The organism is Lyngbya confervoides BDU141951, from assembly GCF_000817775.3.
Taxonomy (GTDB): domain Bacteria; phylum Cyanobacteriota; class Cyanobacteriia; order Thermosynechococcales; family Thermosynechococcaceae; genus Lyngbya; species Lyngbya confervoides.
The window spans coordinates 1-22,625 of record NZ_JTHE03000054.1; the positions used below are offsets into that span (position 1 = coordinate 1).

The following is a 22,625-nucleotide window of genomic DNA, read 5'->3' on the forward strand; positions in this document are numbered from 1 at the left end:
TTAACTCCTCAAACAGCCTGGTCATCCGTAGTCACTGCGGATGACCTTTTTGTCTAGAGAGAAAACAGACTTTAACGCTTCTTGATGTTCTCATAACCTTCAAGGGGTTTAATAAACAGGAAAAAAAGATGAAATTATCATTAAGATCTTCCTGACCCCCTAAAAGATATGCCATTTATTTCCCAACGGGCCGTGACCATTGAACGATGCACGGTCAAAATCAACGGTCTGTCCCCCTCCCTAGATGGGCTACGACTGGTGCAGCTCTCGGATTTTCACTTTGATGGCCAGCGCCTTTCGGAATCCTTGTTAATTAACGCCATTGAGACTGCTAACCAGCTCCAGCCTGACCTGGTCCTGTTGACGGGGGATTACGTCACCGATAGCCCGGACCCTATTTTTCAGCTGGTGCCCCACCTAGAGCGCCTCAAGAGTCCCTATGGGACCCATGCGGTTCTGGGCAACCACGACAACTATTTTCCCCACTCCCGCACCACCATCACCCAAGCCTTGAGTTCAGCCCATATCAACGTGCTTTGGGATCAGGTGACCTATCTGTGGGATCATTCCGTGGCCTTAGTGGGACTCAGCGATTACTGGTGGACTAAATTTAATCCTCATCCGGTAATGGCAAATATTCCTGCGGATGTGCCCAGAATTGTACTGGCCCATAATCCCGACACCGCCCGGACCCTCCGGAACTGCCGCGTAGACCTACAGCTTTCGGGGCATACCCATGGCGGGCAGGTGGTTGTGCCCGGCCTCGGTCCGGTGGTCAAGGGGATTCGGAAGGTGCGCAAATGTTCCTCTAGGCCTGTGCGCCGCTGGCTACCGCTACTGACTCAAAACTGCGACAAGGTGGTGCAAAACTGGGAATGGGCGCAGGGCCTGCATCACATTGGGGATAACCGGCTCTACGTTAACCGGGGATTGGGCAGCTTCTGGCCGGGGCGAATGTTTTGCCCGCCGGAGGTTTCACTCCTGACGCTCACCTGTGCCTAGTGACCGCCTCCCCCAAGATAGAGTGCCCCAACCTTAGAATCGTTGAGCAGATCTGGACCGGCACCTTCGTAGCAATCGCGTCCGGCATCAAGGACCACTCCTCGATGGGACATGGCCAGGGCCTTGCTGGCATTTTGTTCCACCAGGATAATGGACGTCCCTGCCCTATTAATGTCCTGAACCTTACTGAACACCTCATCCACCAAAATGGGAGAGAGGGCCGCAGAGGGTTCATCCAGGATCAATACCGGTGGATTCAGCATCAGGGCACGGCCCATGGCTAGCATTTGGCGCTCGCCTCCAGAAAGGGTTCCGGCTAGCTGCTTCCGACGCTCTTTCAGTCGGGGAAAGGTTTCGTATATCTTAGCCTTGAGGGGCTTAAGGGGGGTATTGCGGATAAAAGCGCCCATCTCCAAGTTTTCTTCCACGGTGAGTGCTTTGAAGACGTTTGCCAGCTGCGGTACGTAACAGATCCCGCGATCAACAATCTGATTGGCCTTGAGGCCGGCGATATTCTGACCGTTGAGGCGGATCTCGCCCTTGTGGGGACTGAGCAGCCCGGCGATGGTTTTGGCCAGCGTTGACTTTCCGGCCCCATTGGGACCAATGATGGCCACCATCTCTCCCTGGGCTATCTTCAGGTTGACCCCTTGCAAAATATCCAGGCCGGGGACGTAGCCAGCATAGACTGAATCGACTTCAAGAATAAGGGAATCCGGATTAACAGTCATAGGAACGGGTTGGGAATGGCGCTGGTCTTAAAGGAGGTTCTGTTCATTTATACCCTAACGGTGTCTCTCTGGATTGCGAGGGTTGCCCAGGGCTGGATCAGCTGGGTCCTGCCCTCCCCAGGACGCCTGCGTTGCCAGTCCTCTTGGCAATGACCGACGATGATTCAACCCTCTGCCTGCGATATGCAAGATCTCGCGGTGGCTCTGGCGCGCAAGACCATTGCCGCAAATGATTTCCATTGCCCCCTCCAGCGCGATTCCTGATGGGGCATGGATTCACATCACTGGTCAGGTCCCTCAAAGAACCCAGCCTCGGCGTCAAGAGGGTGTCTTTTGCAGGTCGGGTCGCTCTTCCGCCAGGATAGCCCCTTCAACGGGACAGACCTGGAAACAGATCCCGCAGTCAATACAAGTGGAAAAATCAATCCAGTACCAGTCTGTTCCCTTCGCATTTTTGCCAGGACCTTCGCTAATGCAGGCAACGGGACAGGCATCGACGCAATCCGCTACGCCTTCGCAAACATCAGTAACAATTGAATGAGCCATGGGTCTTCTTTCCTCTCTAAACAGGCGGTCGTTGCGACTTTTTTTATGATACGGGTTTGGCTCGGTTACAATCACGGGTACCCATCCCTATTGTCCCTTACCCTGACAGACGCCCATGACCGATACGATTCTGGAAGTTCGCGACCTGCGGGTGCACTTTGTAACGGATGCAGCCGTGGTGAAGGCCGTGGACGGCATCTCCTTTGCGTTGAAGCGCGGTCATACCCTGGCCATTGTGGGAGAGTCTGGATCGGGCAAGTCAGTGACTTCGTTGGGCCTCATGGGGTTAGTCCCCTACCCTGGAAAAATTGTGGGGGGAGAAATTTTGTTCTCGCCCCAGTCGCCAACCCAAGCCAGCGAACCGCCCGTGCCCCTGCATCAGTTGTCCAACTCCCAGATGCAGGCCTACCGGGGGGACAAAATTGCCATGATCTTTCAAGAGCCGATGAGTTCGCTCAATCCGGTTTTTACCTGTGGCTTTCAGATGGTCGAAGCTCTCAAGACTCATCAAAAGCTTTCCAAGGCTGAAGCGCGCCGACGGGCCGTGGCCCTGCTGCAGGAGGTGAAGCTCATTCCCAGCGATGCAGAACTGCGCGAAAAAGTTCTGCATCGCGAAAAGATCTCTGAGTCAGCGCTACAGGTCCGGATTAATGCCCAGAAGTATGCCTGGCTGTCGCGCTATCCCCACGAACTGTCGGGAGGCCAGATTCAGCGGGTGATGATTGCCATGGCCCTGGCCAGCAACCCCGATATTTTAATTGCTGATGAACCCACCACCGCCCTCGACGTTACGGTGCAGGCAACGATTCTGGAGCTGTTACGAGAGCTGCGCGATCGCCGGGGGATGTCCATTATCTTTGTGACCCACGACCTAGGGGTGGTGGCCGAACTGGCAGATGAGGTGGTGGTTATGTACCAGGGAAAAATTGTAGAAACAGGCAGTGTGCAGGAGATATTTACGCAGGCGCAGCATCCCTACACCCAGGGACTGTTGGCCTGTCGTCCCCAGCCGGATCGGCAGCTGCGCTATTTGCCTACCGTGACGGACTTCCTGGCGCAGACCGAGGCGGCCGGATCCGCGGCATCCGAGAACAAAGCATCCGAGAACAAAGCATCCGAGAACGCAGCTGCCGCTGCCGATCTGTGTGCATCCGAGGCCACCCCCGCCGCCCCGATGGAGTTGATCCTCGAAGAGATTCCCGATCAGGAGGTTGCAACCCGTCTGCTTCAGCTTCAGGATCAGCCTCCCCTGTTAGAGGTTAAGGACCTGCGGGTGTACTATCCCGTGCGGGGCGTTTTTGGACAAACTCAGCGCTATATCACCGCCGTAAACGGCGTCAGCTTTCAGATTTATCCTGGGGAAACCCTGGGTCTGGTGGGCGAATCCGGCTGCGGAAAAACGACCCTGGGACGCACCTTGGTGCGGCTAGTGCGCGAATCCGGGGGCGAGATTTATTTCGAAGGCCAGAACATTACTCGCCTGCGCGGGCGTGCCCTGCGCAAGATTCGCAAGAATTTACAGATTATTTTCCAAGATCCCTACAGCGCCCTCGATCCCAGGATGTCTGTGGGGGCAGCCATCATGGAGCCGATGCGAATTTTTGGATTAGGGGAACTCGGCCCGAAGCAGTCGTCTCAAAACCCCCGCGATCGCGCCGCCTATTTGCTCGAACGGGTGGGGCTGTGCGCCGATGATATGCGCCGTTATCCCCACGAGTTTTCCGGAGGGCAGCGGCAGCGTATCTGCATTGCACGGGCGCTTGCCCTCAATCCCAAGTTTATTATTTGCGATGAGTCGGTGTCGGCCCTAGATGTCTCGGTGCAGGCGCAGGTGCTCAATTTGCTCAAGGAGCTCCAGCAGGAATTTCAGCTCACCTATATTTTCATTTCCCACGATCTGGGAGTGGTGAAGTTTATGAGCGATCGCATCATGGTCATGAACAAAAAGGGCGAAATTGAGGAAACGGGACCCGCCGCTCAGATTTACACCCAGCCTCAGCGGGAATACACCCAAAGACTCATCGCCGCCATTCCCAGGGGAATTCCCGTCGCCTAGGTCTTTTCAACGCCCAGGGCGTAGATCATCACCGGAATTCAGCGGGTCCGACCCCAGCGGCCTCATGTTTGACGGACTGTTGAACGGACCACTGAACGGACTGTCGAATTGTTCCCACGCTCCTCCGGGACCGGCCTTGGTCGCTCCTCAGGCTGTTACGGTCTGCTTTTGCAGGGGGAGACCCCCCGCTTCTCATCCGATGGACAGAGGCTGGAATCCCTCGGAATGAACAGGAATCGCCCCTGGCGATCGCCCACAATGGACCCTATCGCAACAACCGAACCTGAGAGTTCGTAACATTTGTTAATATTTGTTAGAGACCGTTCATCCAACGTCATGTCTACCCACCAATCCCTCCTCCAAAAGTTGCTGAAGTTTCTTGAGAACGAAATAGGTCTTGAGTCTCGAGCGATCGATTTGGCGCTGCGCGAGGTTCAATTTCCGTTTCAAATTCCGGTCAGCCTCTGGCAATACGGTTTAATTTCATTAGATGAGGTCAGCCGAATTTGGAACTGGGTGGATTCAACGGGAGAATCTGATTACTTTCCTTCCGGTCATCACGGTTGATGGTCCGTTTGAACTATAAAGGAGGCACGGTTGATGCCGATCAAAAACGATAACAACCGCTCGCGGTTACTGAGCAGAATTTTTTTATACCTCACCGGGGGCCTTCTGGTCCTCAATCTCGTTTCTCCCCTGCTGTTTGGGCAAAATATTCAGCGAGTGCCCTACAGCATGTTCATCCACCAGGTGGATGAAAACCAGGTGGCTCAGGTGTCCATGGGGCAGAATCAAATTCGCTACCAGCTTAAGCCCCAAGACGGTGAAGAAAACGGCCAGGTTCTCTCCACCACGCCCATTTTTGATATGGAGCTTCCCAAGCGGCTCGAAGATCACGGCGTCACCTTTGCTGCGGTTCCACCGCCCCGCAATACCTGGTTTAACAACATCTTAAGCTGGGTCATCCCGCCCCTCATCTTCGTAGGCGTCTGGCAGTTTTTCGCCCGTCGCGGCCTGGGGGGAGGCCAGCAGGGTGTTCTCTCCATCGGAAAAAGTAAGGCCAAGGTTTATGTCGAAGGCGAAGCCGGAAAGGTGACCTTTGACGATGTGGCGGGCGTGGACGAGGCCAAAGTTGAACTCGAAGAGATTGTGGAATGTCTGAAGGAGCCGCAGCGCTATACCCAGCTGGGGGCCAAAATTCCCAAGGGCGTTTTGCTGGTGGGTCCGCCCGGAACAGGGAAAACGCTTTTGGCGAAAGCCGTGGCCGGTGAGGCTGGAGTTCCGTTCTTTAGCATTTCCGGATCTGAGTTTGTGGAAATGTTTGTGGGGGTGGGATCGTCCCGAGTCCGGGATTTATTTGATCAGGCCAAGAAGCAGGCTCCCTGCATTGTGTTTATCGATGAACTAGATGCCATTGGCAAATCTCGCGCCTCGAACGGATTCTATGGCGGCAATGATGAGCGTGAACAAACCCTCAATCAGCTCCTGACCGAAATGGACGGCTTTTCTGCCGGAGACAACACCGTAATTGTGCTGGCTGCAACCAACCGTCCTGAAACCCTTGACCCCGCGCTGTTAAGACCCGGTCGATTTGACCGCCAGGTTTTGGTAGACCGTCCCGACTTGGCAGGGCGCGAACGCATCTTGCAGATTCACGCTAAGGAGGTGTCCCTTGCCGATGAGGTGGATCTCAGGGTGATTGCCACACGCACTCCGGGCTTTGCCGGTGCTGATCTGGCCAACTTGGTCAATGAAGCGGCCCTGCTGGCTGCCCGCAACAAGCGGACGGCGGTGGCCCAGGAAGACTTTTCTGAAGCCATTGAGCGCGTCGTGGCCGGCCTGGAGAAAAAAAGTCGCGTCCTGAACGACAAGGAAAAGAAAATTGTGGCCTACCACGAAGTGGGGCATGCCCTGGTGGGAGCCCTGATGCCCGGCAGCGGCAAGGTCGAGAAAATTTCCATTGTGCCTCGCGGGATGGCAGCCTTGGGCTACACCCTGCAGTTGCCCACGGAAGATCGCTTCTTGAAAGACGAACTGGAGCTTCGCGGCGAGATTGCGACCCTTTTGGGAGGGCGAGCTGCCGAGGAAATTGTGTTCGGGAACATTACCACCGGCGCTGCCAATGACTTGCAGCGGGCCACCGATGTGGCAGAGCGCATGGTGACCACCTACGGCATGAGCAAGGTCCTGGGGCCGCTGGCCTACGAACAGTCTCAGCAAAACGCCTTTCTTGGGGGACAAATGCCCAATCCCCGCCGTGCCGTGAGCGAAACGACGGCAAAGGCCATTGATGAAGAGGTTAAGGGAATTGTGGAGACCGCTCACCGGCGAGCCCTGGAGATTCTCAATCTCAACCGCGATCTGCTTGAGGCTCTGTCTCAAAAACTTCTGGAGGTGGAGGTCATGGAGGGCGCGTCGCTCCAGGAGCTTTTAGCCCAGGTGAAAAACCCGCCGGAGTTGACCCAGGCTGAGGTGCCTCTGGTTCATGCGTAGGATTATGCCTGGGGGCATGTCCAGAATCTAACCCGCCCCGCATTACGAGTCTCTCAAAGCCGCCCTTTTGGGCGGCTTTGCTCTGAAAAGAGGTCTTGGGATAGGCTTCCGGTGGACGGAGGGATCATCCCAGAGGCGGAGAGGATTCCCTGGAGTCCTCTTGATCGGAGGCCCTTGGGTCGGTCTCCGACAGCTCCACCAGGGCGCCGTTGAAAAATTGAGCAAAGCTGCGGGCCGCAGCGGTGAGGTCATCCTCGGGTTCCCAGACTCCCTCGGCAACAGGGGGATCGAGAGGATCGGATGGGGACCGCGATCGCTGAGGGGACCGCTCAGGGGCTGTTGGCAGGGGCGCAGGGGCCACCGCCGGGGAATCAAAGGGACTTGTTGGCGGGACTGGGGGCGGGGCCGGTGGGCGATCCGTTGTCGGTGCGGAGAGGGGGGCCGGGGCCGGATCGGCGGGCTTGAGTACTTCCAACGTCACTTTGATCGGGCGCTGCATCAGCTGTGCAAAGGCGGCCTCAATATCGGCCAGGCGACTCAGGGCAATTTTGGCCAGAGGCTTGGTGGTAATGCCTAGGGTGGCGCTAGACCCGCGCAAAGAGAGGAGCGTTCCATGCTCTACTAGGAGGGCGCTGGTGAGCGGACTTAAATGACGCTGCAGCGCCTGCCAGGTTTGGGCTAGATCGATGGTGGGAGGAGCCGGCTCTGGCGCAGGGGACACTGGGGCAGCGGACACTGGGGCAGCGGATACTGGGGCAGCGGGATCTGGCGCAGGGGACACTGGGGCAGCGGAAGGTGAACGATGCATAGCACCGGCCACAGCTTGCGGCGGCGGGTTCGCCCCTGCGGAAGGTGCAGGGGCGGGCGCTGCAACCTGGGGGTGGGCTCTCCCCTGGTCCTGGGGGGGGTGGGGAGGAACCGAGACCTTGGGCAGCGGGGGGTCACTGGCGGTTGGGGAGACCGGGGCCATGAGGCCCAAAATGGAAATTTCCAGCCACAGGCGAGGCTGAGTGGTATTTTTGACCTGGACTTCGCATTGGCGCAGATGCTGCTGGCCCCGCAGAATTTCATCCATGGACAACTGCTGGCCAAAGGCGCACAGGTCGGCCCAGGTTTGCTCTGTGATCGCCACCAGATCCCGGCGAGCTGGGGCGGTTTTGGCAATGAGCAGATCACGATAAAAGCTGGTGAGATTTTGCAGCACAATCAGCGGTTCGCGGCCTCGGTCCAACAGGCGGCGCACCTGTTCTAGTAAGGTTTCAGGATGACGCGTGGCGATCGCCTCCAGCAAATGCAGCAGATCCTGTTCTGGCACCGACCCGGCGAGATCCCAGACGTGATCCAGGGTAATTTGCCCGGCTAGCAAACTGAGCTGATCGAGCAGGCTTTCTGCATCTCGTAACCCGCCCTGGGCCAACTGGGCAATCAGCTCAATGGCGTCGGGGGTAATGGCAATGGACTCTTGCTGGGCAATATAGGTGAGATGGTCCACCATGGCCGACAGAGGAATGCGGCGAAAGTCGAAGCGCTGGCAGCGAGAAATAATCGTGGGCAGCACGCGCTGGGGATCGGTGGTCGCCAGCACAAATACCACGCGATTCGGCGGCTCTTCCAAGGTCTTCAACAGTGCGTTGAAGGCTGCCGTACTGAGCATATGTACCTCATCCAGGCAGTAAATTTTAAACCGACACTGGACCGGGGCAAATTGCGATCGCTCAATTAACTCGCGGATATTATCCACCCCGGTGTTACTGGCGGCATCGATTTCCGTCACATCCAGCGAGGTGCCTCTGGCGATCATTTGACAGGCTTCGCAGATGCCGCAGGGGGCCGCTGTGGGGCGATCGCTGCTCAGGCAGTTCAGAGACTTGGCCAAAATTCTGGCACTGGAGGTTTTGCCCGTCCCCCGTGGGCCAGAGAACAGATAGGCCGGAGCAATGCGCTCTAGCTCAATGGCATTAGACAGGGTCGTCGCAATGGCATCCTGGCCCACAAGGTCGGCAAAGGTTTGCGGGCGGTATTTATGGTGCAGGGGCTCGTAGGTCACGATCTTGCTCGTCGCTCACGATCAGATAGGGACGCGCCCTCTCTTCTTATCAATGTATCAATCTACCAAGATCCGCTGCTTCACCCCCCTAACCGCTTCGCGGTATAGGCGGATCACGGCGACAAATCGTGGTAGCCTGTTGGGCTCAGGCGCGAGGGGGACTGGCCCAAACCAACAGCCTCCGAATTTTCTCGGATGAGAACAGTTCCAGCGATCGACTACACTACTGACAGCAGTGTGGCTTAAGCTAGCATCAGCCCGTCTAGATTCCCCAAGTAACGCCTTCCCCTGATGAATCCAATCCTGCTGAACCGGTGCGCCGCCTCCCCAGGTGGGAGGGTCCTTGTTTCCCTCTCCCTCCAGGGAAGCGCCGCGGCTGGATTCGCCTTGCCCATGGCGATTGCCCTGGGTCTGTGCATGATTGCCTTGGGGACCACCAGCATTCTTCTGGCCCAGGATGACCGGGATACGGCGATGCTGCGACGCAACAGTGCCGCGAGTTTGCTCACCAGCGATAGCGCGATCGCCGAGATCTTAACGATCTTTAGCGATCCGAGCAATGCCAGACTCCTGGGCAAAAACTACGATCCCATCCATCCCAAGACCGGCACTCACTATCTGGGATCGGACGGGATTCCCAATTCTGGAGATGAGGACTCTACGGCGGTGAACGAATGGCAGATCCCGGATCCTGCCTGTCTCTCCTCGCTGGGGGTGGGAACGCCCACCCTATCGTTGACCCAAACCCTCAACCCCCAAAGCAGCTATCGGCTCCTGGCCTATCGATATCATCCCAACACGCAATCAGGTCATATTCTGGTCGAGGGCATTCACAACAATATTCCCTCTCAGGTCTATGTGAATCTTTCCATCAAGCATGATTCCAGGGAATTTCCCGGCATTTCGGTCCATCAAAGCGCCTACTGGCAAGGGCGTAGGCTAACGGGCCACAATAGCAATTTTTACTTTCACCCCCAGGCCTCTGCCAGTACCGGCCTCTCTGGTAAGGCCACCCCCACTGCGGCCAACCGCGCTGACTACCTGGATGGAATTTGGAGCGGTCCCAGCGATAACCTGAACCTGGACTCTATTGAGGGGAACCTGGTAGCTTGCGCGGCCACGTCTTCCCTGTCCTATAGTCCCCAGGGCACAACCCTGGGCACAATTTCCACAAGCCGATCCTTGGCCGGTAACCCAGACAGCGTCACCCACTATCAAGCGGATCGCATTGAACTGTCCGACTCAGAGGTGCTGGAGGTGGATACCACGGCCGGACCGGTGTATTTGTACGTCAACGGGGTCACAGAACTGCGTGGAAATGCCAAAATCCGCAATGTGCGTACCGATGGCGCACTGCCCCGCGTGGGCGACTTCCGACTCCTACAGGTGGCTACCGAAACCGCCCCGCTGGTGTTGTACGACACCACCTGCATCCAGGATGCGTTTATCTACAGTCCGGAGGTGGATGTTCATCTGTTAACCACGGGGGATGGTTGTCCAGGACCGGGCAATAGCAGCATTCAGGGGGTGCTGTGGGCCGAGGACATTGAGAATTCCACCGATAGCGCCAGCGTCAGACCCTATGATCGAGACGGTGCCCCCAACCTGGTGACCAGCGGCGTGACCACTGGTATAGAAGTCCCCGAGAACGTTTCAAGCCTGGTGGACCTCCTAGAGGCGGTGAATTTGCCGGTATTCTATAAAATTACCGGTGTGAATGCTTGGAATAAGGTAAGACTGTGAAGGTGAGACTGTAGAAGGTGAGACTGTAGAAGGTGAGACTGTAAATGTTGAGGATCTGGCACCGGCAGGGCCACCCAAATCTTGGCGTTAACCCCTTGGGGCCGAAGCCAGGGCAGGCAGCGCCCTTCCCCAGGGAATCCCCCCAGGCCAAGGTGCAAATCGGCCCGGCGGGAAACCAAGGCTTCAGCCTGGTGGAGGTGATGGTCAGCATGATCATCACGCTTTCCTTTTTGATGATTACCCTGCAGATTTTTCTCTCCGCGGCCTATCTGCGGGCCCGATCCACAGAATATAACGAAACCTATAACTGGATTCAAGAGGATTTTGAGCAGGTACTCACCAAGGCAAAAGCCTACCAGGTGCAGGTCAAACCCTATTCCAGTCAATGCGGCGCAGCGAATCCAGATAATGGTCTAGCGGCAGGATTTATCGCAGACAGCGCCGATGGCCTGGGCGGCAGCTCAGCAACCTTGGGCACGCGCACCTACGGGGGCAAGAACTTGGAACTCAGGCGCACCGCTTCCTACAATGACACCCTGGATCCCAATCGGCTGATTAAACTTCAATATGCGATCGTGCCTCCGGGAGGGAGTCCCCCGGTGTTAGAACTGGAAACCAAGGTTGTCATTTATGCTGCCTTTAACTGCCCCTAGCAAGGTGAAGCAGCCACAGTAAAGATCTCGAGAACTCATCGAGGACGGCAGCGGGCTAAACCACTCTGGCCCTGATCAATCTTCAGATTTTGTCGTAAGATACCTCCTAATATTCAAATGGGCGGCTGCCGAGGCAATCGCAGACAGAACGACAAGGGACTCGTGAGTTTAGGACATCAATTACCGCTGTGTTTAATCGATCCCACTATCATCGGCGTAAAAGCTTTGGCTTTACTCTGACGGAGACCCTCATTATTCTGGCGGTGATGGGCGTAATGGCGACCCTCGCGGTGCCGAGCTTTGCCGCTTTGATGGAATCCATTAAGGTGGACCAGGTGGTGACGGAGATTCGCACTACCCTATCGCTGTCTCAACGTCAGGCCATTCAGGGGGGACAGCCCTGCGTTGCCAGCCTTGTGGTCCAGACCCTGGAACAGGCTCAGATCTTCCCGTCATTTCAATCTGGGATTGTCAATGCCTGCGGCCCCACCCATGACCGCGGTCCCCTGTTGGCAGGGGTGAGCGTGGTGAGCAATTTGTCTCCCAATCCTAGCAAAACCCAATCCCTTGCCAATGGCTTGCCGAGTCTGGAATCTGGCTCCGTGGAAGGGCTAGAGTTGGGGGATAATGCCGAAGATGATTGGATCGGGGAGACAGACCCCAATCTTGACCTAACCGTTTGGGAGCAGTCTGGGCAGTGGTTTTGTGAAAACTGGGGCTGGTGTCGTGAGCAAAACAGCTCGGCTGCCCTGGTAGACAATGCCGCAGTGGTGGATATTGCCTTTCGTCCCCAGGGAACGGTGGACTATCAGGTCCAGACGGATCAGAGCATTCCCCCCGATCCCACAGGCAAAATTGTGGCCTTTGTCTCGGATCGCCCCCAGGCCAAGCAGAGATGCATCGCAATTTCTAAGCGCCTTGGCTTGACCCGCCTTGGCACCTATGAGGGGCCCTTATCTCCCACTGCCATGACTGACACGGGCGTTTGTACTGCCTTAGAGTGGAAAAAGCAATGAGTCTCCTGCGCAACCCTCGGCAATTGTTTAGTGTTCAGCGACGCCGCATCGGGCAGCGGGGGGTGACGCTGACGGAATTACTGGTGGCGAGCTTACTCACCAGCCTGGTGATTTTAATTGGCTGGGGTGGGTTGGTTTCTGCGCTCAACATGAGCAATATTGCCCAGGCTAAAACTGCGCGTAAAGTGGAGCTGACGCGGGCCATGGACTTGATCACCAGTGAAATCCGAGAGGCTCAGGCCATTAATCAAGCGCGGTCGGTGGTGGCGGACGGCGGTACCGTTTCTGTGGCGGACGTGGTGGCAAGTGCCGGGGTCAATCTGGAGGATTTAGGAAACTATGGAGAGATCACCCTCTATTTAGAGTTGCCGACGGAGCAGTCTATTTCGACCTGTCCTGGCCCGGCAGGGGCAGATCCAGTGCCCGCGGATCGAGTTGATCGGGTGGTCTACGATGTCCGCCCCAGTCCCAGCGGCTGGCTAGCTCCCAATGCCATTGCTCGCTACGGTCGGATTCCCGATGCGAACGGCACCATTCATCCCTGCTCGACTCCCGTGGCCAGCGATATTGTCGCCGATGCGATCGCCCAGACCGACGACAGCCCGGCCTGTGGCGGAGTGCTCAGCGGCAGCAAGGGCTTCCATACCTGTATTCAAGGAGAAGAAGTGGCGTTGCTGTTCCAAAGTGCGATTAGCGATGTGGAAATTTCGCCCGTCAGCACTGCCGTAACGCCCCGAAGTGTAGACTTTAATCCCCCTAATCAGGTGGGATTAGCTCTACAACTAGAGCGTTCAGGAGGACATCATGTGATCCTGACATGGACCTGGCATCCTTCCAGCGAGGATGACGTTGAACAGTCCCATCCCTTCAACTTAAAAGCGGTGGGACCCAAGAAAATTGAAGAGACCGCCATCAAAGCTGAGGCGGTGGACTACAAATTTGATCTTAATAAGGTTTCAACGCAGGACACAGACACCATTTGTTTTCAGCTAGGGACCCTCAACACCAGTCAGGAACAGGTCAATAGCAATAGAATCTGTACCAGAAAGAAGGGTTCCCAGGACCAGACCCCAGTTTACTGGGAAGAGACCAGTGTCGGTAACATTGACATCCTCTCCCCGTGACCCGGACGGGGCTGCAGGGAGTGAACGGCAGCGGGCCACCGGCCGGTTAAGTTCGGAGGAGATCGACGCCGTCACGCTGGTCAATGTCTTGCAAATAAACTCGGACTTCCTCTTCGCGGGCGGTGGGCAATTCCTTCCCCACATAGTCGGGATGGATGGGCAAATCGCGGTGTCCCCGGTCAATGAGCACCAGGAGTCGGATCGATTGAGGACGTCCGTAGTCATTGATGGCGTTCAGCGCGGCCCGAATGGTTCGGCCACTGTAGATGACATCGTCCACCAGCACCACGATTTTACCGGTGAGATCCATGGGCATCACGGTGCGTTCTGGGGTGCGCAGCTGAATTTTATCCAGGTCATCTCGATAAAAGGTAATGTCTAGCTTGCCAAGGGGAACACAAACGCCCTCTAGCTGCTGAATCTGCTGGGCCAGCGCCTCGGCCAGAGGCACCCCTCGGGTGTAGAGGCCAATGAGCACAAGCTGATCGAGATCGCGCGCCCGCTCAACCACCTGGGAGGCTAATCGGGTCAGGGTTCTGCGCAGTTCGTCTGCCGAGAGAATTTGAATGGTATGGTCTGCCATGACTGAGCCAACGGTCCCTAGTTCAGCCCGGTCATCCTCCACTGCCACGCGCCGAGAATTCCCAGGGCCAGAATAATCCAGAGAATAAAGCAGGTGCGGGTTAAGTGCAAACCCTGGCGGATAATTTCCGGGGTGATGGGCTGGTGCGGCTCTCCCACCCGGGGCTTCTGTTTGATTCGACCCCGGTAGCGATTGGTGCCCCCCAACTGTACCCCCAGACTGGCCGCATAGGCACATTCACTCCAGCCGGAGTTCGGGCTGGGATCGCGGGGACCATCCCGTTGACACAACTGCCAGACCCGGCGCGGATGCCCAGAAATCAGGGCCAGGGTCAGTACGGTGAGGCGGCAGGGCATCCAGGTGAGAATATCGTCGGTGCGAGCGCTACACCATCCCAGATGCGTCCAGGGCGGCTCTCGATAGCCCACCATGGAATCCAGGGTACTGACGGCTTTATAGGCGATCGCCAGCGGCGCAGCCCCAAGACCGGGTACGATTGCGCCCACCAGCCCGTAAAACAGAGGCGCCATCACGCCATCAACACTATTTTCAGCCACCGTTTCTAGCACCGCCCGCAAAATCTCGGCTTCCTCCAGCGCCTCGGTGTCGCGGCCCACGTAGAGGCGCAGCCGCGATCGCGCCTGATCCAGGTTCCCCTCGCCTAGGGGCAACAGGACATCCTCCGCTGCTTGGCGCAGGCTGCGGCCCGCCCAGCAGCTCGCCAAGATCACAATATGGCAGCCCCCGTACAGCCAGGGCGACAATTGCCGAGCGATGGCCAGAATGCCCCAGGCCACCAGGCCACTCATCCCGGTTAGCAGCAGGGTCAATCCAATCCCGGCTATTCGCTGCGGGCGGGGGCGCTTCAGCCAGCTTAGGGCAAGGGTTTGGTAACGCTGAATGCCCCAGCCCATGACCTGGACAGGATGGGGCAGGGCCCAGGGATCGCCAAGGACATAGTCTAAAAGGGCTGCGCCCCCGAAAATTCCGATGAACTCTAAGGCGCTGTTTTCTGGCATTGCCCCCCGCCATTTCCTCTAGGACACCCCTGCCATTGTGCGATGCCGCTGGCCTCTCAGCAATGGGTTAGAGCACAGGACACGCAGCACAGGGTACGCAGTACAGGACACGCAGCACAGAGCACTCAAAAGTCGCTATGATTTCGAAGGCAGCAGCTGCAGCGGCCACCCCAATCGCTGAGTTGGATTCAGACGGGTGATGGGTGCAGTGAACTTGTGACAAAATGCGTTGTTCTGGGACCGATGGTTTCACCATACCGCGATGGACAGATCCCCTTAGCGTTCCTGGGGAGATCCCGATTAATCGGACCTCCACAACAGCAGGGGCTGACTCTGACTGAGATTTTGGTGGTGGTTTTTTTAGTGGGAGTTTTAGCTGCGATCGCCGCGCCCAGCTATCTGGCCTGGGCCACCAAACAAAGGGTTGAGGATGCCTTGGTGGTAACGGTGGGAGCCCTCAAGGAAGCCCAAGCGGAGGCCATTCGCAAAAGCCAGGGGTGTGAGGTGCAAATCACCCCGGCCACTCAAACCATTCGGGCCACCACCTTCCCGGCGGCCTCCCCCGCAGTCAACTGTCTCCCCACTGGAAATCGAGTGCTCAGCAGTTCTGCTGCCGATCTGCAGCTAACCACCAGCTTTACCCCCGAGGCCCCTCTGCGCTTCACCTATCGGGGCACCACGCCCCGCCAGGGCATTCTTGTCCTGGCCCACCCTGGCACCCCTCGCCAGCGCTGCGTGGTGGTTTCTGCGGGGATCGGCATTATCCGCACCGGCTACTACCGAGGCGACCCGGCCAGCCCAAGTTTAGCCAACTGCCATCGAGATCCCTAGGGAATTGGCCGGTCGGGAGACTCGCTGCCTGGCTTTTCGAGCATTAACTCATATTGGTAGAGGGCCACGGGGCGATTGCGCGCCCGAAAAAAGTCAGGATCCTGGGGCGACAGATAGATGGCGGTGATTTGCCGGGCCGCAATGTGCCGGGAGTCAACCTGATGGTAGTCCGTGGTGTTCTCCACCCGGTTGAGATAAATTTGCGGAGGTGATCGGAAGGTCTGCTGAAACAGTTCACTGGTCATCCATCGCTGGGGGGTAGACTCCGTGGCTCGTTCGCGGCTTTCGGACACAAGCTGCTGCCCCTGGCGAAACTGGGTCACCAATCGCCGGGGATCTTCTGGGTCAATGGACACCGATCGCACCGAGCCTTCGCCCAGGGTGGCCTTTCCCAAACTCACGCTGTTAAAGCGGCGATCGGCCACAATCCCTTGGAGGGCAGGTGCCGGAAACTGCGTAATGCCCCGCTGGGCCTTAAGGGGTGGGGCCAGCCGCTGATTGTAAAAGCGCACTGTAAACTGCACGGGCTGATCGAGCAACTGCCGGTTGTTTTCAAATCCCGGCGTTACAATCTCTGGGGCCAGCGGTGCCAGGGCTTGCCGAAGGGTGCTGGTGGCTTGCCAGGTGCCCTCAAACCAGTCTGGATAGATCAGCTCGCCCTGGGCTACTTTGCCCGGAGGTGGCGCATCCCAATTGGGGAAGGCAGCCAGGCGATCGCTCAGAGGACCGGCCAGAACCGGCGGCCTTGTCCACAGGCCAAGACTCAACCCCAGCAGCAGAACCGCAACCCTCAGCCGCCAGCCGCCGCTTCGCCAGGATTGCAGAGCGGATTGCAGCTTCCTCATTGAAACAGGGGCGTGCTCAAGTAGCGCTCTCCAAAGCTAGGCTGAATCACCACAATGAGCTTGTCCTGATTTTCCGGTCGTTGTCCCACCTGAACGGCGGCGCACAGAGCTGCCCCAGCTGAAATCCCCGACAGCAGCCCCTCTTCCCGAGCCAGACGGCGACCGTAGGCGATGGCCTGATCATCGCTCACCTGAATCACCTCATCAATCAGGTCCACCTGAAGATTCTGGGGCACAAAGCCAGCCCCAATCCCTTGAATCTTGTGGGGACCCGGTTCGCCTCCCGAGAGCACTGGACTGCCGGTGGGCTCAACCGCAATGGCGCGAAAGGTGGGCTTGCGGGTTTTTAGGACGTCGGCAATCCCGGTGATGGTGCCCCCTGTGCCCACCCCCGCAATCACGAAGTCCACCTGCCCCTCGGTATCGGCCCAAATTTCCTCTGCGGTGGTTTCCCGGTGAATTTGGGGATTGGCCGGGTTACTAAACTGCTGCAGGATGTAAGAATCTTCGATTGCCTCCGCAATCTCCTGAGCCCGCTGAATGGCCCCCTTCATCCCCTGGGCGCCAGGTGTTAGCTCTAGCTGCGCCCCAAAGGCCCGGAGCATGGCGCGCCGCTCCAGACTCATGGTGTCGGGCATGGTCAAGATCAGCTGGTAGCCCTTTGCTGCCGCCACCATCGCCAGGGCAATGCCCGTGTTGCCCGAGGTGGGTTCCACCAGCGTAGTTTTTCCCGGCTGAATGAGCCCCTCTTCCTCCGCCGCTTGAATCATGTTCATCCCGATGCGATCCTTGACGGAGGCGGCAGGATTCATGCCCTCCAACTTCAGGACCAGGCGCGCAACACACCCCTCTTCCTGAGGAATTCGATTGAGCTGAACCAGAGGCGTGCGACCAACTAGCTCTGTAATATTGTGGGCAATGCGCATGGACAGATCTCTAGATGTAATACATTAATTCGGCTTGGCGATGTTCATCGCGTTGATCGCACAGATCCTGTAGCGTAGAATTTTGCAGCACCTGACCCATGGCCTGACGAACCTCCTGCCAGAGGGTCTGAATGACTGTCTTTTCCACAGAGTCCTGGACGCGTTGGGAGGGATGGGCCGATAGATCATCCCCTTCAATACAACTTATCACCTCCAGCAGGGTGATTTGCCAAGGCGCCCGTGCGAGAAAATATCCCCCCCGAGATCCGCGCTGCGATCGCACCAGACCCGCCTTACGCAACACAGAGAGCAACTGCTCTAGATACCGATCAGGAATCTGCTGATCTGCGGCAATTTGGCGGATCTGGAGTGGCTCTGCCTCCTCCAAGTGATCGGCAAGGGCCATCAGGGCCAGTAGTGCATATTCACTTTTACAGGACAGTTCCACAGCCTTGACCCGGTCACATGAGCAAAGATCACCGGCAGGACGAGTTCACTGCATGCCCTTTCCAAAGCGCTGCCTCCCCTCTGCGCGGGATCTGTCACATTATAATCCGTATAGTCCGGTTCTCCGCCGGATATTGATGTCTTAAATCCTGCGGCCTAAAAACCCAGCAGTTGCAGGTACCCCTGGATTAAGAACTCCCCCCAAAACAAAGCGAGAATCGCCCCCAGCACCAAGTAGGGACCAAAGGGAATGGCCTGACGACGGCCAATTTTTCCCAGGGCGATGCCTCCTACGCCCACCACAGCCCCCACCAGGCAAGCCAGGAAGGCGCTCAGCAACATCTGCTGCCAGCCTAGCCAGGCCCCAATCAATGCCGCTAGCTTGGCATCTCCTCCCCCCATCGCCGGTTGTCCCAGCAGGCGACTGGCCACGACCGTAATGGCGTCGAATAAAAGCAGCCCCAGCACTGCTGCAAACAGGGCCGCAAACAGGGCCTGAGCGCCGCCCACGAGGGTCCCGCTGCGGTGCCACCCCCCCAGCCCCTGAAACACCAGTCCGCTCACCAGGCCCCACTGGGTCAGGGGATTGGGCAAGATCATGAAATCTAGGTCGATGAGGGCCAGAGCCAGCAGCCAGCCCAGAAACACAAAGGCCCCCAGCGTCATCCAGGCCAGGCCAAAGGTGCCATAGGCCCAGCCAAACAAAAGGGCACAAAGTAGCTCCACGGCCGGGTAGCGCCAGTGAATGGGACTGCGGCAATAGCGGCAGCGCCCCCGGAGCAAAATCCAGCCCAGCACTGGAATATTGTCCCAGGCTCGGAGCTGCGTGAAGCAATGGGGACAGCGAGAGGGGGGTCGCAGTAAGGATAATCCCTCTGGCAGACGATACACCACCACATTGATAAAACTGCCGATGGACGCTCCCAAGACTAGGGCCAGTCCACCATAGAAAATCTCAAACCAGGGCATGGGCTAGGTCAATACAGCACAAGACCGTCGCTCTAGGGGAGCGATCGCCCCTTCATTATTCCCAATATTCGCCGTAATCGGCATCTGGCTCAATGAGCTGTTCAGAGGGAATAAAGCAGTCGTAGGGCAGCAAAATGGGTTTCCCTGTGAAAATTAACTGCCCGCGCAGGTTGCGCTGATCGACGACGACGCCTAGGGGAGCCATTGCCTCGTTGCCGTGGGTTTGATAGTAGTTACGGTACACCTCCAGGGCTGCTTGAATCAGCTCGGGGGTGATTGCAGTTAGCTCCACTGGGTTGTCCACTGTCTCAGCCTCACGGGTCTCATAGAGGTAGGTCACGCGTCATTCCTCGCCACATTTCCCAAAACAATAACAGACTTTTCTAGCAGCAAATGTCACCCTGGGCAAGTTTGATCTCCCTTGACCGATCCGGCATGCCACCGCAAGGGCACAACGGATTTTTCCAGACTCCCCTTAAGTCTTGCTGGCGAGGGCGGCAAGCTGCCGATTTTGGACCTCCAGGTGTACCAGCAGGGCGTTAATATCAGCGGGATTCACCCCCCCGATGCGGGACGCCTGTCCAATGGTTAAGGGTTGGACCTTTGCCAGCTTCTCGCGAGCTTCCATAGAAAGGGTTTGAATCTGCCCATAGTCCAGATCTGGCGGGATGGGGCGCTTTTCCTGGCGGGCAATTTGCTCAATTTGACGGGTTTGCCGCTGGATGTAGCCGGTGTATTTTAGCTCAATTTCAACCCCTTCCTGTTCCGCCGCCGATAGAGCCGGATTCCCCAGGCCATACTTTGCGAGATCCAGGTAGTGAAACTGAGGCCGGCGCAGCAGGTTGGCCAGAGAAATGGCGCCCTTAATGGACTGCCCCGTAGCCTGGGCGATGGCTTTTCCCGCCGGGTCTTGCTCCTTCACTCGCTGACTCTCCAGCCGCTGTTTTTCAGCTTGCATGTTGGCCTGCTTTTGACAAAACAGATCCCAGCGACGATCGTCGATCAGCCCCACCGATCGCCCCAGGGGGGTCAGCCGCTGATCGGCATTGTCGGCACGCAGCAGCAGCCGATATTCAGAACGGCTGGTCAGCATACGATAGGGTTCGCGCAAATCCTTAGTGCACAGATCGTCAATCAGGGTCCCCAAGTAGCTGTGTTCCCGTGGGAATATAATCATCTCTTGACCCTGTACCCGGCGGGCCGCGTTTATCCCTGCCACAATGCCCTGGGCAGCCGCTTCTTCATAGCCAGTGGTTCCGTTAATCTGACCAGCACAGAACAATCCGGCAATCTTCTTAGTCATGAGGGTGGGATAGCACTGGGTTGCAGGGAGATAGTCGTATTCCACGGCATAGGCTGGACGCAGCATGACGCAATTCTCCAGACCTGGCAGCGATCGCAGCATTTCCAACTGCAAAGCCTCAGGAAGTCCCGTGGAAAACCCTTGGATGTAAAGTTCGGGAATATCTCGCCCTTCGGGCTCAATAAAGATCTGATGACTCTCCTTGTCGGCAAAGCGCACAATCTTGTCCTCAATACTGGGACAGTAGCGCGGCCCCTTGGCCTCTACCCAGCCCCCATAGACCGGCGAAAGATGCAGGTTCTCGCGGATCAGCTGGTGGGTCTGGGCAGTGGTGCGGGTAATGTAGCAGTGCATCTGATCGCGCTCCACCCAAACCTCGGGGTCAAAACTAAACCAGCGCACCTGTTCATCCGGGGGCTGGGCCTCCATTTTGCGGTAGTCCACCGAGCGCCGATCGACCCGAGCGGGGGTACCGGTCTTTAATCGGCCCGTTTCAAACCCCAAGCGCGCCAGGGTTTGGCTCAACCCCTCGGCGGCAAACTCCCCCGATCGTCCAGCGGGCATTGACTTGTTGCCCACCCAGATTTTTCCCCCTAAAAAGGTGCCGGTGGTGAGAATCACTGCTGCAGCCCTGAAGGCCACGCCGAAGTAGGTTTCAACCCCCACGATCTCGTGATTTTGATCCAAGATCAGGTCGGTCACCATGCCCTCGCGAACCTGGAGATGAGCCTGGTTTTCAATGATTTCCTTCAGGATGGCCGCATATTCCCGCTTGTCCGTCTGGGCCCGCAATGCCCACACCGCTGGACCCCGGGAGTGATTGAGCAGCCGCTTTTGCAAATAGGTGCGATCGGCCATCTTGCCGATTTCGCCACCCAGGGCATCCACCTCATGGGTCAGCTGGGACTTGGCGGGTCCCCCCACGGCTGGATTACAAGGCTGCCAGGCAATGCGATCGAGATTCAAGGTCAACAGCAGTGTTTGACACCCCATGCGAGCAGCGGCCAAGGCGGCTTCACAGCCTGCGTGGCCCGCGCCCACAACAATCACCTCAAAGGTATCAATAAAATCCATAGCAGTAAACCAAGCAGTCCAGATGGGGTTAAGGAAGAAGAAGAAGGCCAGTCTCTATTGTAGGCCTTCCCTGATCAGGTCTTGTCTGATCAGGTCTTGTCTGATCAGGTCTTCCCCAGTGGATGCTGGCTACCAAACCCGTCGCCCCCTCCCGACCCGATCCTCCTGGACCCATCCCTAATGGACCACCTGGTGAGCGTAGCGCAGGGGGAGATCATCGCCGCGCAGCGAGTTCAGCAGCTGTTTAGTCTGGGTGATCAAATCCTCGGTGGCCTCTGGCATCGACAGGAAGGTCATGCCGCCAAAGCGACAGATTAAGGGAGATTGGCGCAGTACAGGGTGGGTCCGTAACTCCTCTTTTAAACGCTCCAGCACCACGTCTGCCTGGTCCGAATCCGTGTGGGGGAGCAAAATCCCAAATTCAAAGTCGTTCAGGCGGGCCACCACGTCGTTGGAGCGCAGTTGCAGTCCCAGCTGATCGGCGATTTCTGCCAGCAGGGCATCCATATCTTCCTGGCTACAGGAGGCTCGCATCTGCTCAACGCGGTCAATTTCCAGGGAGGCCAGGGTGAGGGGATAGCCATAGCGCTGACTGCGACTGTATTCCGCCTGGAGCAGTTCCATAAAAAAGGGCTTGTTAATGGCGCCTGTGATCGGGTCGATGCGCAAAAGCTGCTGTTCTAACTCCGTGGACACCCTGAGATTCGAGAGCAAAATGCTGATGGTCCACAGCATGATCACAAAAAAGAGGGTGTTCCAGAGCAGTGTATTCCAGCCCAGGGTGGGTTCTACAAAGGCGGTCAGGGTCCACACCACGGCACTGAGCACCACAATGAAGTCACTGAAGCGACGCCCCAGACTCCAGGCAGAAATCCCCACCGGCAGCAAATACAGCGTAAACCAGACAAAGTTTTCCGTCACCCAGTAATCGAGGGCACCGATGATCCCCACCAATCCAATGCAAACTAGCTGGAGAACGGATTTTGGTGTCCGGTTCAGAAGTTCTTTGAGCTGATCACTCAATTCCCCAATCATTGACCTCATAAGACTTCGTTGATGTTAAAAAAAGTAAGGTACGCCCGCAGGCTAGATTCCCATGAAAATTACGATCAAGGGGTTTGACATTCCGAGTGATGGAACCAAGACCAAGGTTGATGCCGTAACTGAGAAATACAGTCGAAATTTTCCGTGAAAATACTGAGCTAAGCATGCCCCAC

22 protein-coding genes are annotated in these 22,625 nt (G+C 57.2%); 10 read left to right on the forward strand and 12 right to left on the reverse strand.

Annotated features, from left to right (window positions below; genetic code table 11):
- The first annotated feature begins 168 nt into the window (after nucleotides 1-168).
- Nucleotides 169-1,002: a metallophosphoesterase gene (locus tag QQ91_RS09535; RefSeq protein WP_166281889.1), complete on the forward strand. Its 834-nt coding sequence runs from the start codon at nucleotides 169-171 to the stop codon at nucleotides 1,000-1,002.
- Here the strand turns inward: QQ91_RS09535 and QQ91_RS09540 are convergent.
- Entirely contained in the window at nucleotides 999-1,733 is a 735-nt protein-coding gene (locus QQ91_RS09540) for an ABC transporter ATP-binding protein (protein ID WP_166281891.1), read from the reverse strand. The genes QQ91_RS09535 and QQ91_RS09540 overlap by 4 nt on opposite strands.
- 15 nt (nucleotides 1,734-1,748) lie before the next feature.
- On the opposite strand from QQ91_RS09540, the gene QQ91_RS09545 reads away from it, so the two are divergent.
- Nucleotides 1,749-1,886: a hypothetical protein gene (locus QQ91_RS09545; protein ID WP_166281893.1), complete on the forward strand. Its 138-nt coding sequence runs from the start codon at nucleotides 1,749-1,751 to the stop codon at nucleotides 1,884-1,886.
- 165 nt (nucleotides 1,887-2,051) lie between these two features.
- Here the strand turns inward: QQ91_RS09545 and QQ91_RS09550 are convergent, their stop codons facing one another.
- On the reverse strand, nucleotides 2,052-2,279 hold the full coding sequence (locus tag QQ91_RS09550; RefSeq protein WP_166281895.1) for a ferredoxin family protein: 228 nt from the start codon (nucleotides 2,277-2,279) through the stop codon (nucleotides 2,052-2,054).
- 115 nt (nucleotides 2,280-2,394) lie between these two features.
- Between QQ91_RS09550 and QQ91_RS09555 the strand changes: the two genes are divergently transcribed.
- From QQ91_RS09555 to ftsH4, 3 genes are all read left to right on the forward strand, one after another.
- A complete protein-coding gene (locus tag QQ91_RS09555; protein ID WP_166281897.1) occupies nucleotides 2,395-4,335 on the forward strand; it encodes an ABC transporter ATP-binding protein in 1,941 nt (646 codons plus the stop codon).
- A 336-nt stretch (nucleotides 4,336-4,671) separates the two neighbouring features.
- Entirely contained in the window at nucleotides 4,672-4,902 is a 231-nt protein-coding gene (locus QQ91_RS09560; RefSeq protein ID WP_166281899.1) for a DUF2949 domain-containing protein, read from the forward strand.
- 33 nt (nucleotides 4,903-4,935) lie between these two features.
- Entirely contained in the window at nucleotides 4,936-6,828 is a 1,893-nt protein-coding gene (ftsH4, locus tag QQ91_RS09565; RefSeq protein ID WP_166281901.1) for an ATP-dependent zinc metalloprotease FtsH, read from the forward strand.
- A gap of 124 nt (nucleotides 6,829-6,952) precedes the next feature.
- Here ftsH4 and QQ91_RS09570 read toward each other — a convergent pair whose 3' ends face one another.
- Complete coding sequence (locus tag QQ91_RS09570; RefSeq protein WP_166281903.1) at nucleotides 6,953-8,875, reverse strand: DNA polymerase III subunit gamma/tau; 1,923 nt, start codon at nucleotides 8,873-8,875, stop codon at nucleotides 6,953-6,955.
- Nucleotides 8,876-9,268: 393 nt separating this feature from the next.
- On the opposite strand from QQ91_RS09570, the gene QQ91_RS09575 reads away from it, so the two are divergent.
- The 4 genes from QQ91_RS09575 (at nucleotide 9,269) to QQ91_RS09590 (ending at nucleotide 13,411) form a co-directional block, all read left to right on the forward strand.
- Complete coding sequence (locus tag QQ91_RS09575; RefSeq protein WP_166281905.1) at nucleotides 9,269-10,618, forward strand: hypothetical protein; 1,350 nt, start codon at nucleotides 9,269-9,271, stop codon at nucleotides 10,616-10,618.
- 44 nt (nucleotides 10,619-10,662) lie between these two features.
- The gene (locus QQ91_RS09580) at nucleotides 10,663-11,271 is read left to right on the forward strand and encodes a PilW family protein (RefSeq protein WP_166281907.1); all 609 of its coding nucleotides are present in this window, start codon (nucleotides 10,663-10,665) and stop codon (nucleotides 11,269-11,271) included.
- 188 nt (nucleotides 11,272-11,459) lie between these two features.
- Nucleotides 11,460-12,287 (forward strand): pilus assembly FimT family protein, encoded by an 828-nt coding sequence (locus QQ91_RS09585; RefSeq protein ID WP_166281909.1) that lies wholly within the window; start codon nucleotides 11,460-11,462, stop codon nucleotides 12,285-12,287.
- Complete coding sequence (locus QQ91_RS09590; protein WP_166281911.1) at nucleotides 12,284-13,411, forward strand: hypothetical protein; 1,128 nt, start codon at nucleotides 12,284-12,286, stop codon at nucleotides 13,409-13,411. The genes QQ91_RS09585 and QQ91_RS09590 overlap by 4 nt, the downstream gene beginning before the upstream one ends.
- A gap of 46 nt (nucleotides 13,412-13,457) precedes the next feature.
- Here the strand turns inward: QQ91_RS09590 and pyrR are convergent, their stop codons facing one another.
- Both pyrR and cbiB read right to left on the reverse strand, forming a co-directional pair.
- Entirely contained in the window at nucleotides 13,458-13,994 is a 537-nt protein-coding gene (gene pyrR, locus QQ91_RS09595; protein WP_166281913.1) for a bifunctional pyr operon transcriptional regulator/uracil phosphoribosyltransferase PyrR, read from the reverse strand.
- Nucleotides 13,995-14,011: 17 nt separating this feature from the next.
- Nucleotides 14,012-15,013, reverse strand: coding sequence for an adenosylcobinamide-phosphate synthase CbiB (gene cbiB, locus QQ91_RS09600; RefSeq protein ID WP_166281915.1), 1,002 nt, complete (start codon nucleotides 15,011-15,013; stop codon nucleotides 14,012-14,014).
- Nucleotides 15,014-15,256: 243 nt separating this feature from the next.
- On the opposite strand from cbiB, the gene QQ91_RS09605 reads away from it, so the two are divergent.
- A complete protein-coding gene (locus QQ91_RS09605) occupies nucleotides 15,257-15,844 on the forward strand; it encodes a GspH/FimT family pseudopilin (RefSeq protein WP_166281917.1) in 588 nt (195 codons plus the stop codon).
- Here the strand turns inward: QQ91_RS09605 and QQ91_RS09610 are convergent.
- From QQ91_RS09610 to QQ91_RS09640, 7 genes are all read right to left on the reverse strand, one after another.
- The gene (locus QQ91_RS09610) at nucleotides 15,841-16,689 is read right to left on the reverse strand and encodes a DUF6816 family protein (protein ID WP_166281919.1); all 849 of its coding nucleotides are present in this window, start codon (nucleotides 16,687-16,689) and stop codon (nucleotides 15,841-15,843) included. The two genes, QQ91_RS09605 and QQ91_RS09610, sit on opposite strands and share 4 nt — an antisense overlap.
- Complete coding sequence (gene cysK / locus QQ91_RS09615) at nucleotides 16,686-17,615, reverse strand: cysteine synthase A (RefSeq protein ID WP_166281921.1); 930 nt, start codon at nucleotides 17,613-17,615, stop codon at nucleotides 16,686-16,688. The genes QQ91_RS09610 and cysK overlap by 4 nt, the downstream gene beginning before the upstream one ends.
- A gap of 10 nt (nucleotides 17,616-17,625) precedes the next feature.
- On the reverse strand, nucleotides 17,626-18,063 hold the full coding sequence (locus QQ91_RS09620; protein ID WP_166281923.1) for an RrF2 family transcriptional regulator: 438 nt from the start codon (nucleotides 18,061-18,063) through the stop codon (nucleotides 17,626-17,628).
- A gap of 155 nt (nucleotides 18,064-18,218) precedes the next feature.
- Nucleotides 18,219-19,031 (reverse strand): prepilin peptidase, encoded by an 813-nt coding sequence (locus QQ91_RS09625; protein ID WP_166281925.1) that lies wholly within the window; start codon nucleotides 19,029-19,031, stop codon nucleotides 18,219-18,221.
- Nucleotides 19,032-19,086: 55 nt separating this feature from the next.
- Entirely contained in the window at nucleotides 19,087-19,371 is a 285-nt protein-coding gene (locus QQ91_RS09630; protein WP_201277404.1) for a hypothetical protein, read from the reverse strand.
- A gap of 135 nt (nucleotides 19,372-19,506) precedes the next feature.
- Nucleotides 19,507-21,408, reverse strand: coding sequence for a tRNA uridine-5-carboxymethylaminomethyl(34) synthesis enzyme MnmG (mnmG, locus tag QQ91_RS09635; RefSeq protein WP_166281927.1), 1,902 nt, complete (start codon nucleotides 21,406-21,408; stop codon nucleotides 19,507-19,509).
- Nucleotides 21,409-21,585: 177 nt separating this feature from the next.
- Nucleotides 21,586-22,443 (reverse strand): GGDEF domain-containing protein, encoded by an 858-nt coding sequence (locus QQ91_RS09640; RefSeq protein WP_166281929.1) that lies wholly within the window; start codon nucleotides 22,441-22,443, stop codon nucleotides 21,586-21,588.
- Nucleotides 22,444-22,625 lie beyond the last annotated feature (182 nt).

What these genes read in the sequence shown, in the direction of transcription:
- QQ91_RS09535 (WP_166281889.1), top strand. Translation starts at nt 169, where the DNA reads ATGCCATTTATTTCCCAACGGGCCGTGACCATTGAACGATGCACGGTC.
- QQ91_RS09540 (WP_166281891.1), bottom strand. Translation starts at nt 1,733, where the DNA reads ATGACTGTTAATCCGGATTCCCTTATTCTTGAAGTCGATTCAGTCTAT.
- QQ91_RS09545 (WP_166281893.1), top strand. Translation starts at nt 1,749, where the DNA reads ATGGCGCTGGTCTTAAAGGAGGTTCTGTTCATTTATACCCTAACGGTG.
- QQ91_RS09550 (WP_166281895.1), bottom strand. Translation starts at nt 2,279, where the DNA reads ATGGCTCATTCAATTGTTACTGATGTTTGCGAAGGCGTAGCGGATTGC.
- QQ91_RS09555 (WP_166281897.1), top strand. Translation starts at nt 2,395, where the DNA reads ATGACCGATACGATTCTGGAAGTTCGCGACCTGCGGGTGCACTTTGTA.
- QQ91_RS09560 (WP_166281899.1), top strand. Translation starts at nt 4,672, where the DNA reads ATGTCTACCCACCAATCCCTCCTCCAAAAGTTGCTGAAGTTTCTTGAG.
- ftsH4 (WP_166281901.1), top strand. Translation starts at nt 4,936, where the DNA reads ATGCCGATCAAAAACGATAACAACCGCTCGCGGTTACTGAGCAGAATT.
- QQ91_RS09575 (WP_166281905.1), top strand. Translation starts at nt 9,269, where the DNA reads ATGGCGATTGCCCTGGGTCTGTGCATGATTGCCTTGGGGACCACCAGC.
- QQ91_RS09580 (WP_166281907.1), top strand. Translation starts at nt 10,663, where the DNA reads ATGTTGAGGATCTGGCACCGGCAGGGCCACCCAAATCTTGGCGTTAAC.
- QQ91_RS09590 (WP_166281911.1), top strand. Translation starts at nt 12,284, where the DNA reads ATGAGTCTCCTGCGCAACCCTCGGCAATTGTTTAGTGTTCAGCGACGC.
- pyrR (WP_166281913.1), bottom strand. Translation starts at nt 13,994, where the DNA reads ATGGCAGACCATACCATTCAAATTCTCTCGGCAGACGAACTGCGCAGA.
- cbiB (WP_166281915.1), bottom strand. Translation starts at nt 15,013, where the DNA reads ATGCCAGAAAACAGCGCCTTAGAGTTCATCGGAATTTTCGGGGGCGCA.
- QQ91_RS09605 (WP_166281917.1), top strand. Translation starts at nt 15,257, where the DNA reads ATGGTTTCACCATACCGCGATGGACAGATCCCCTTAGCGTTCCTGGGG.
- QQ91_RS09610 (WP_166281919.1), bottom strand. Translation starts at nt 16,689, where the DNA reads ATGAGGAAGCTGCAATCCGCTCTGCAATCCTGGCGAAGCGGCGGCTGG.
- cysK (WP_166281921.1), bottom strand. Translation starts at nt 17,615, where the DNA reads ATGCGCATTGCCCACAATATTACAGAGCTAGTTGGTCGCACGCCTCTG.
- QQ91_RS09625 (WP_166281925.1), bottom strand. Translation starts at nt 19,031, where the DNA reads ATGCCCTGGTTTGAGATTTTCTATGGTGGACTGGCCCTAGTCTTGGGA.
- mnmG (WP_166281927.1), bottom strand. Translation starts at nt 21,408, where the DNA reads ATGGATTTTATTGATACCTTTGAGGTGATTGTTGTGGGCGCGGGCCAC.
- QQ91_RS09640 (WP_166281929.1), bottom strand. Translation starts at nt 22,443, where the DNA reads ATGATTGGGGAATTGAGTGATCAGCTCAAAGAACTTCTGAACCGGACA.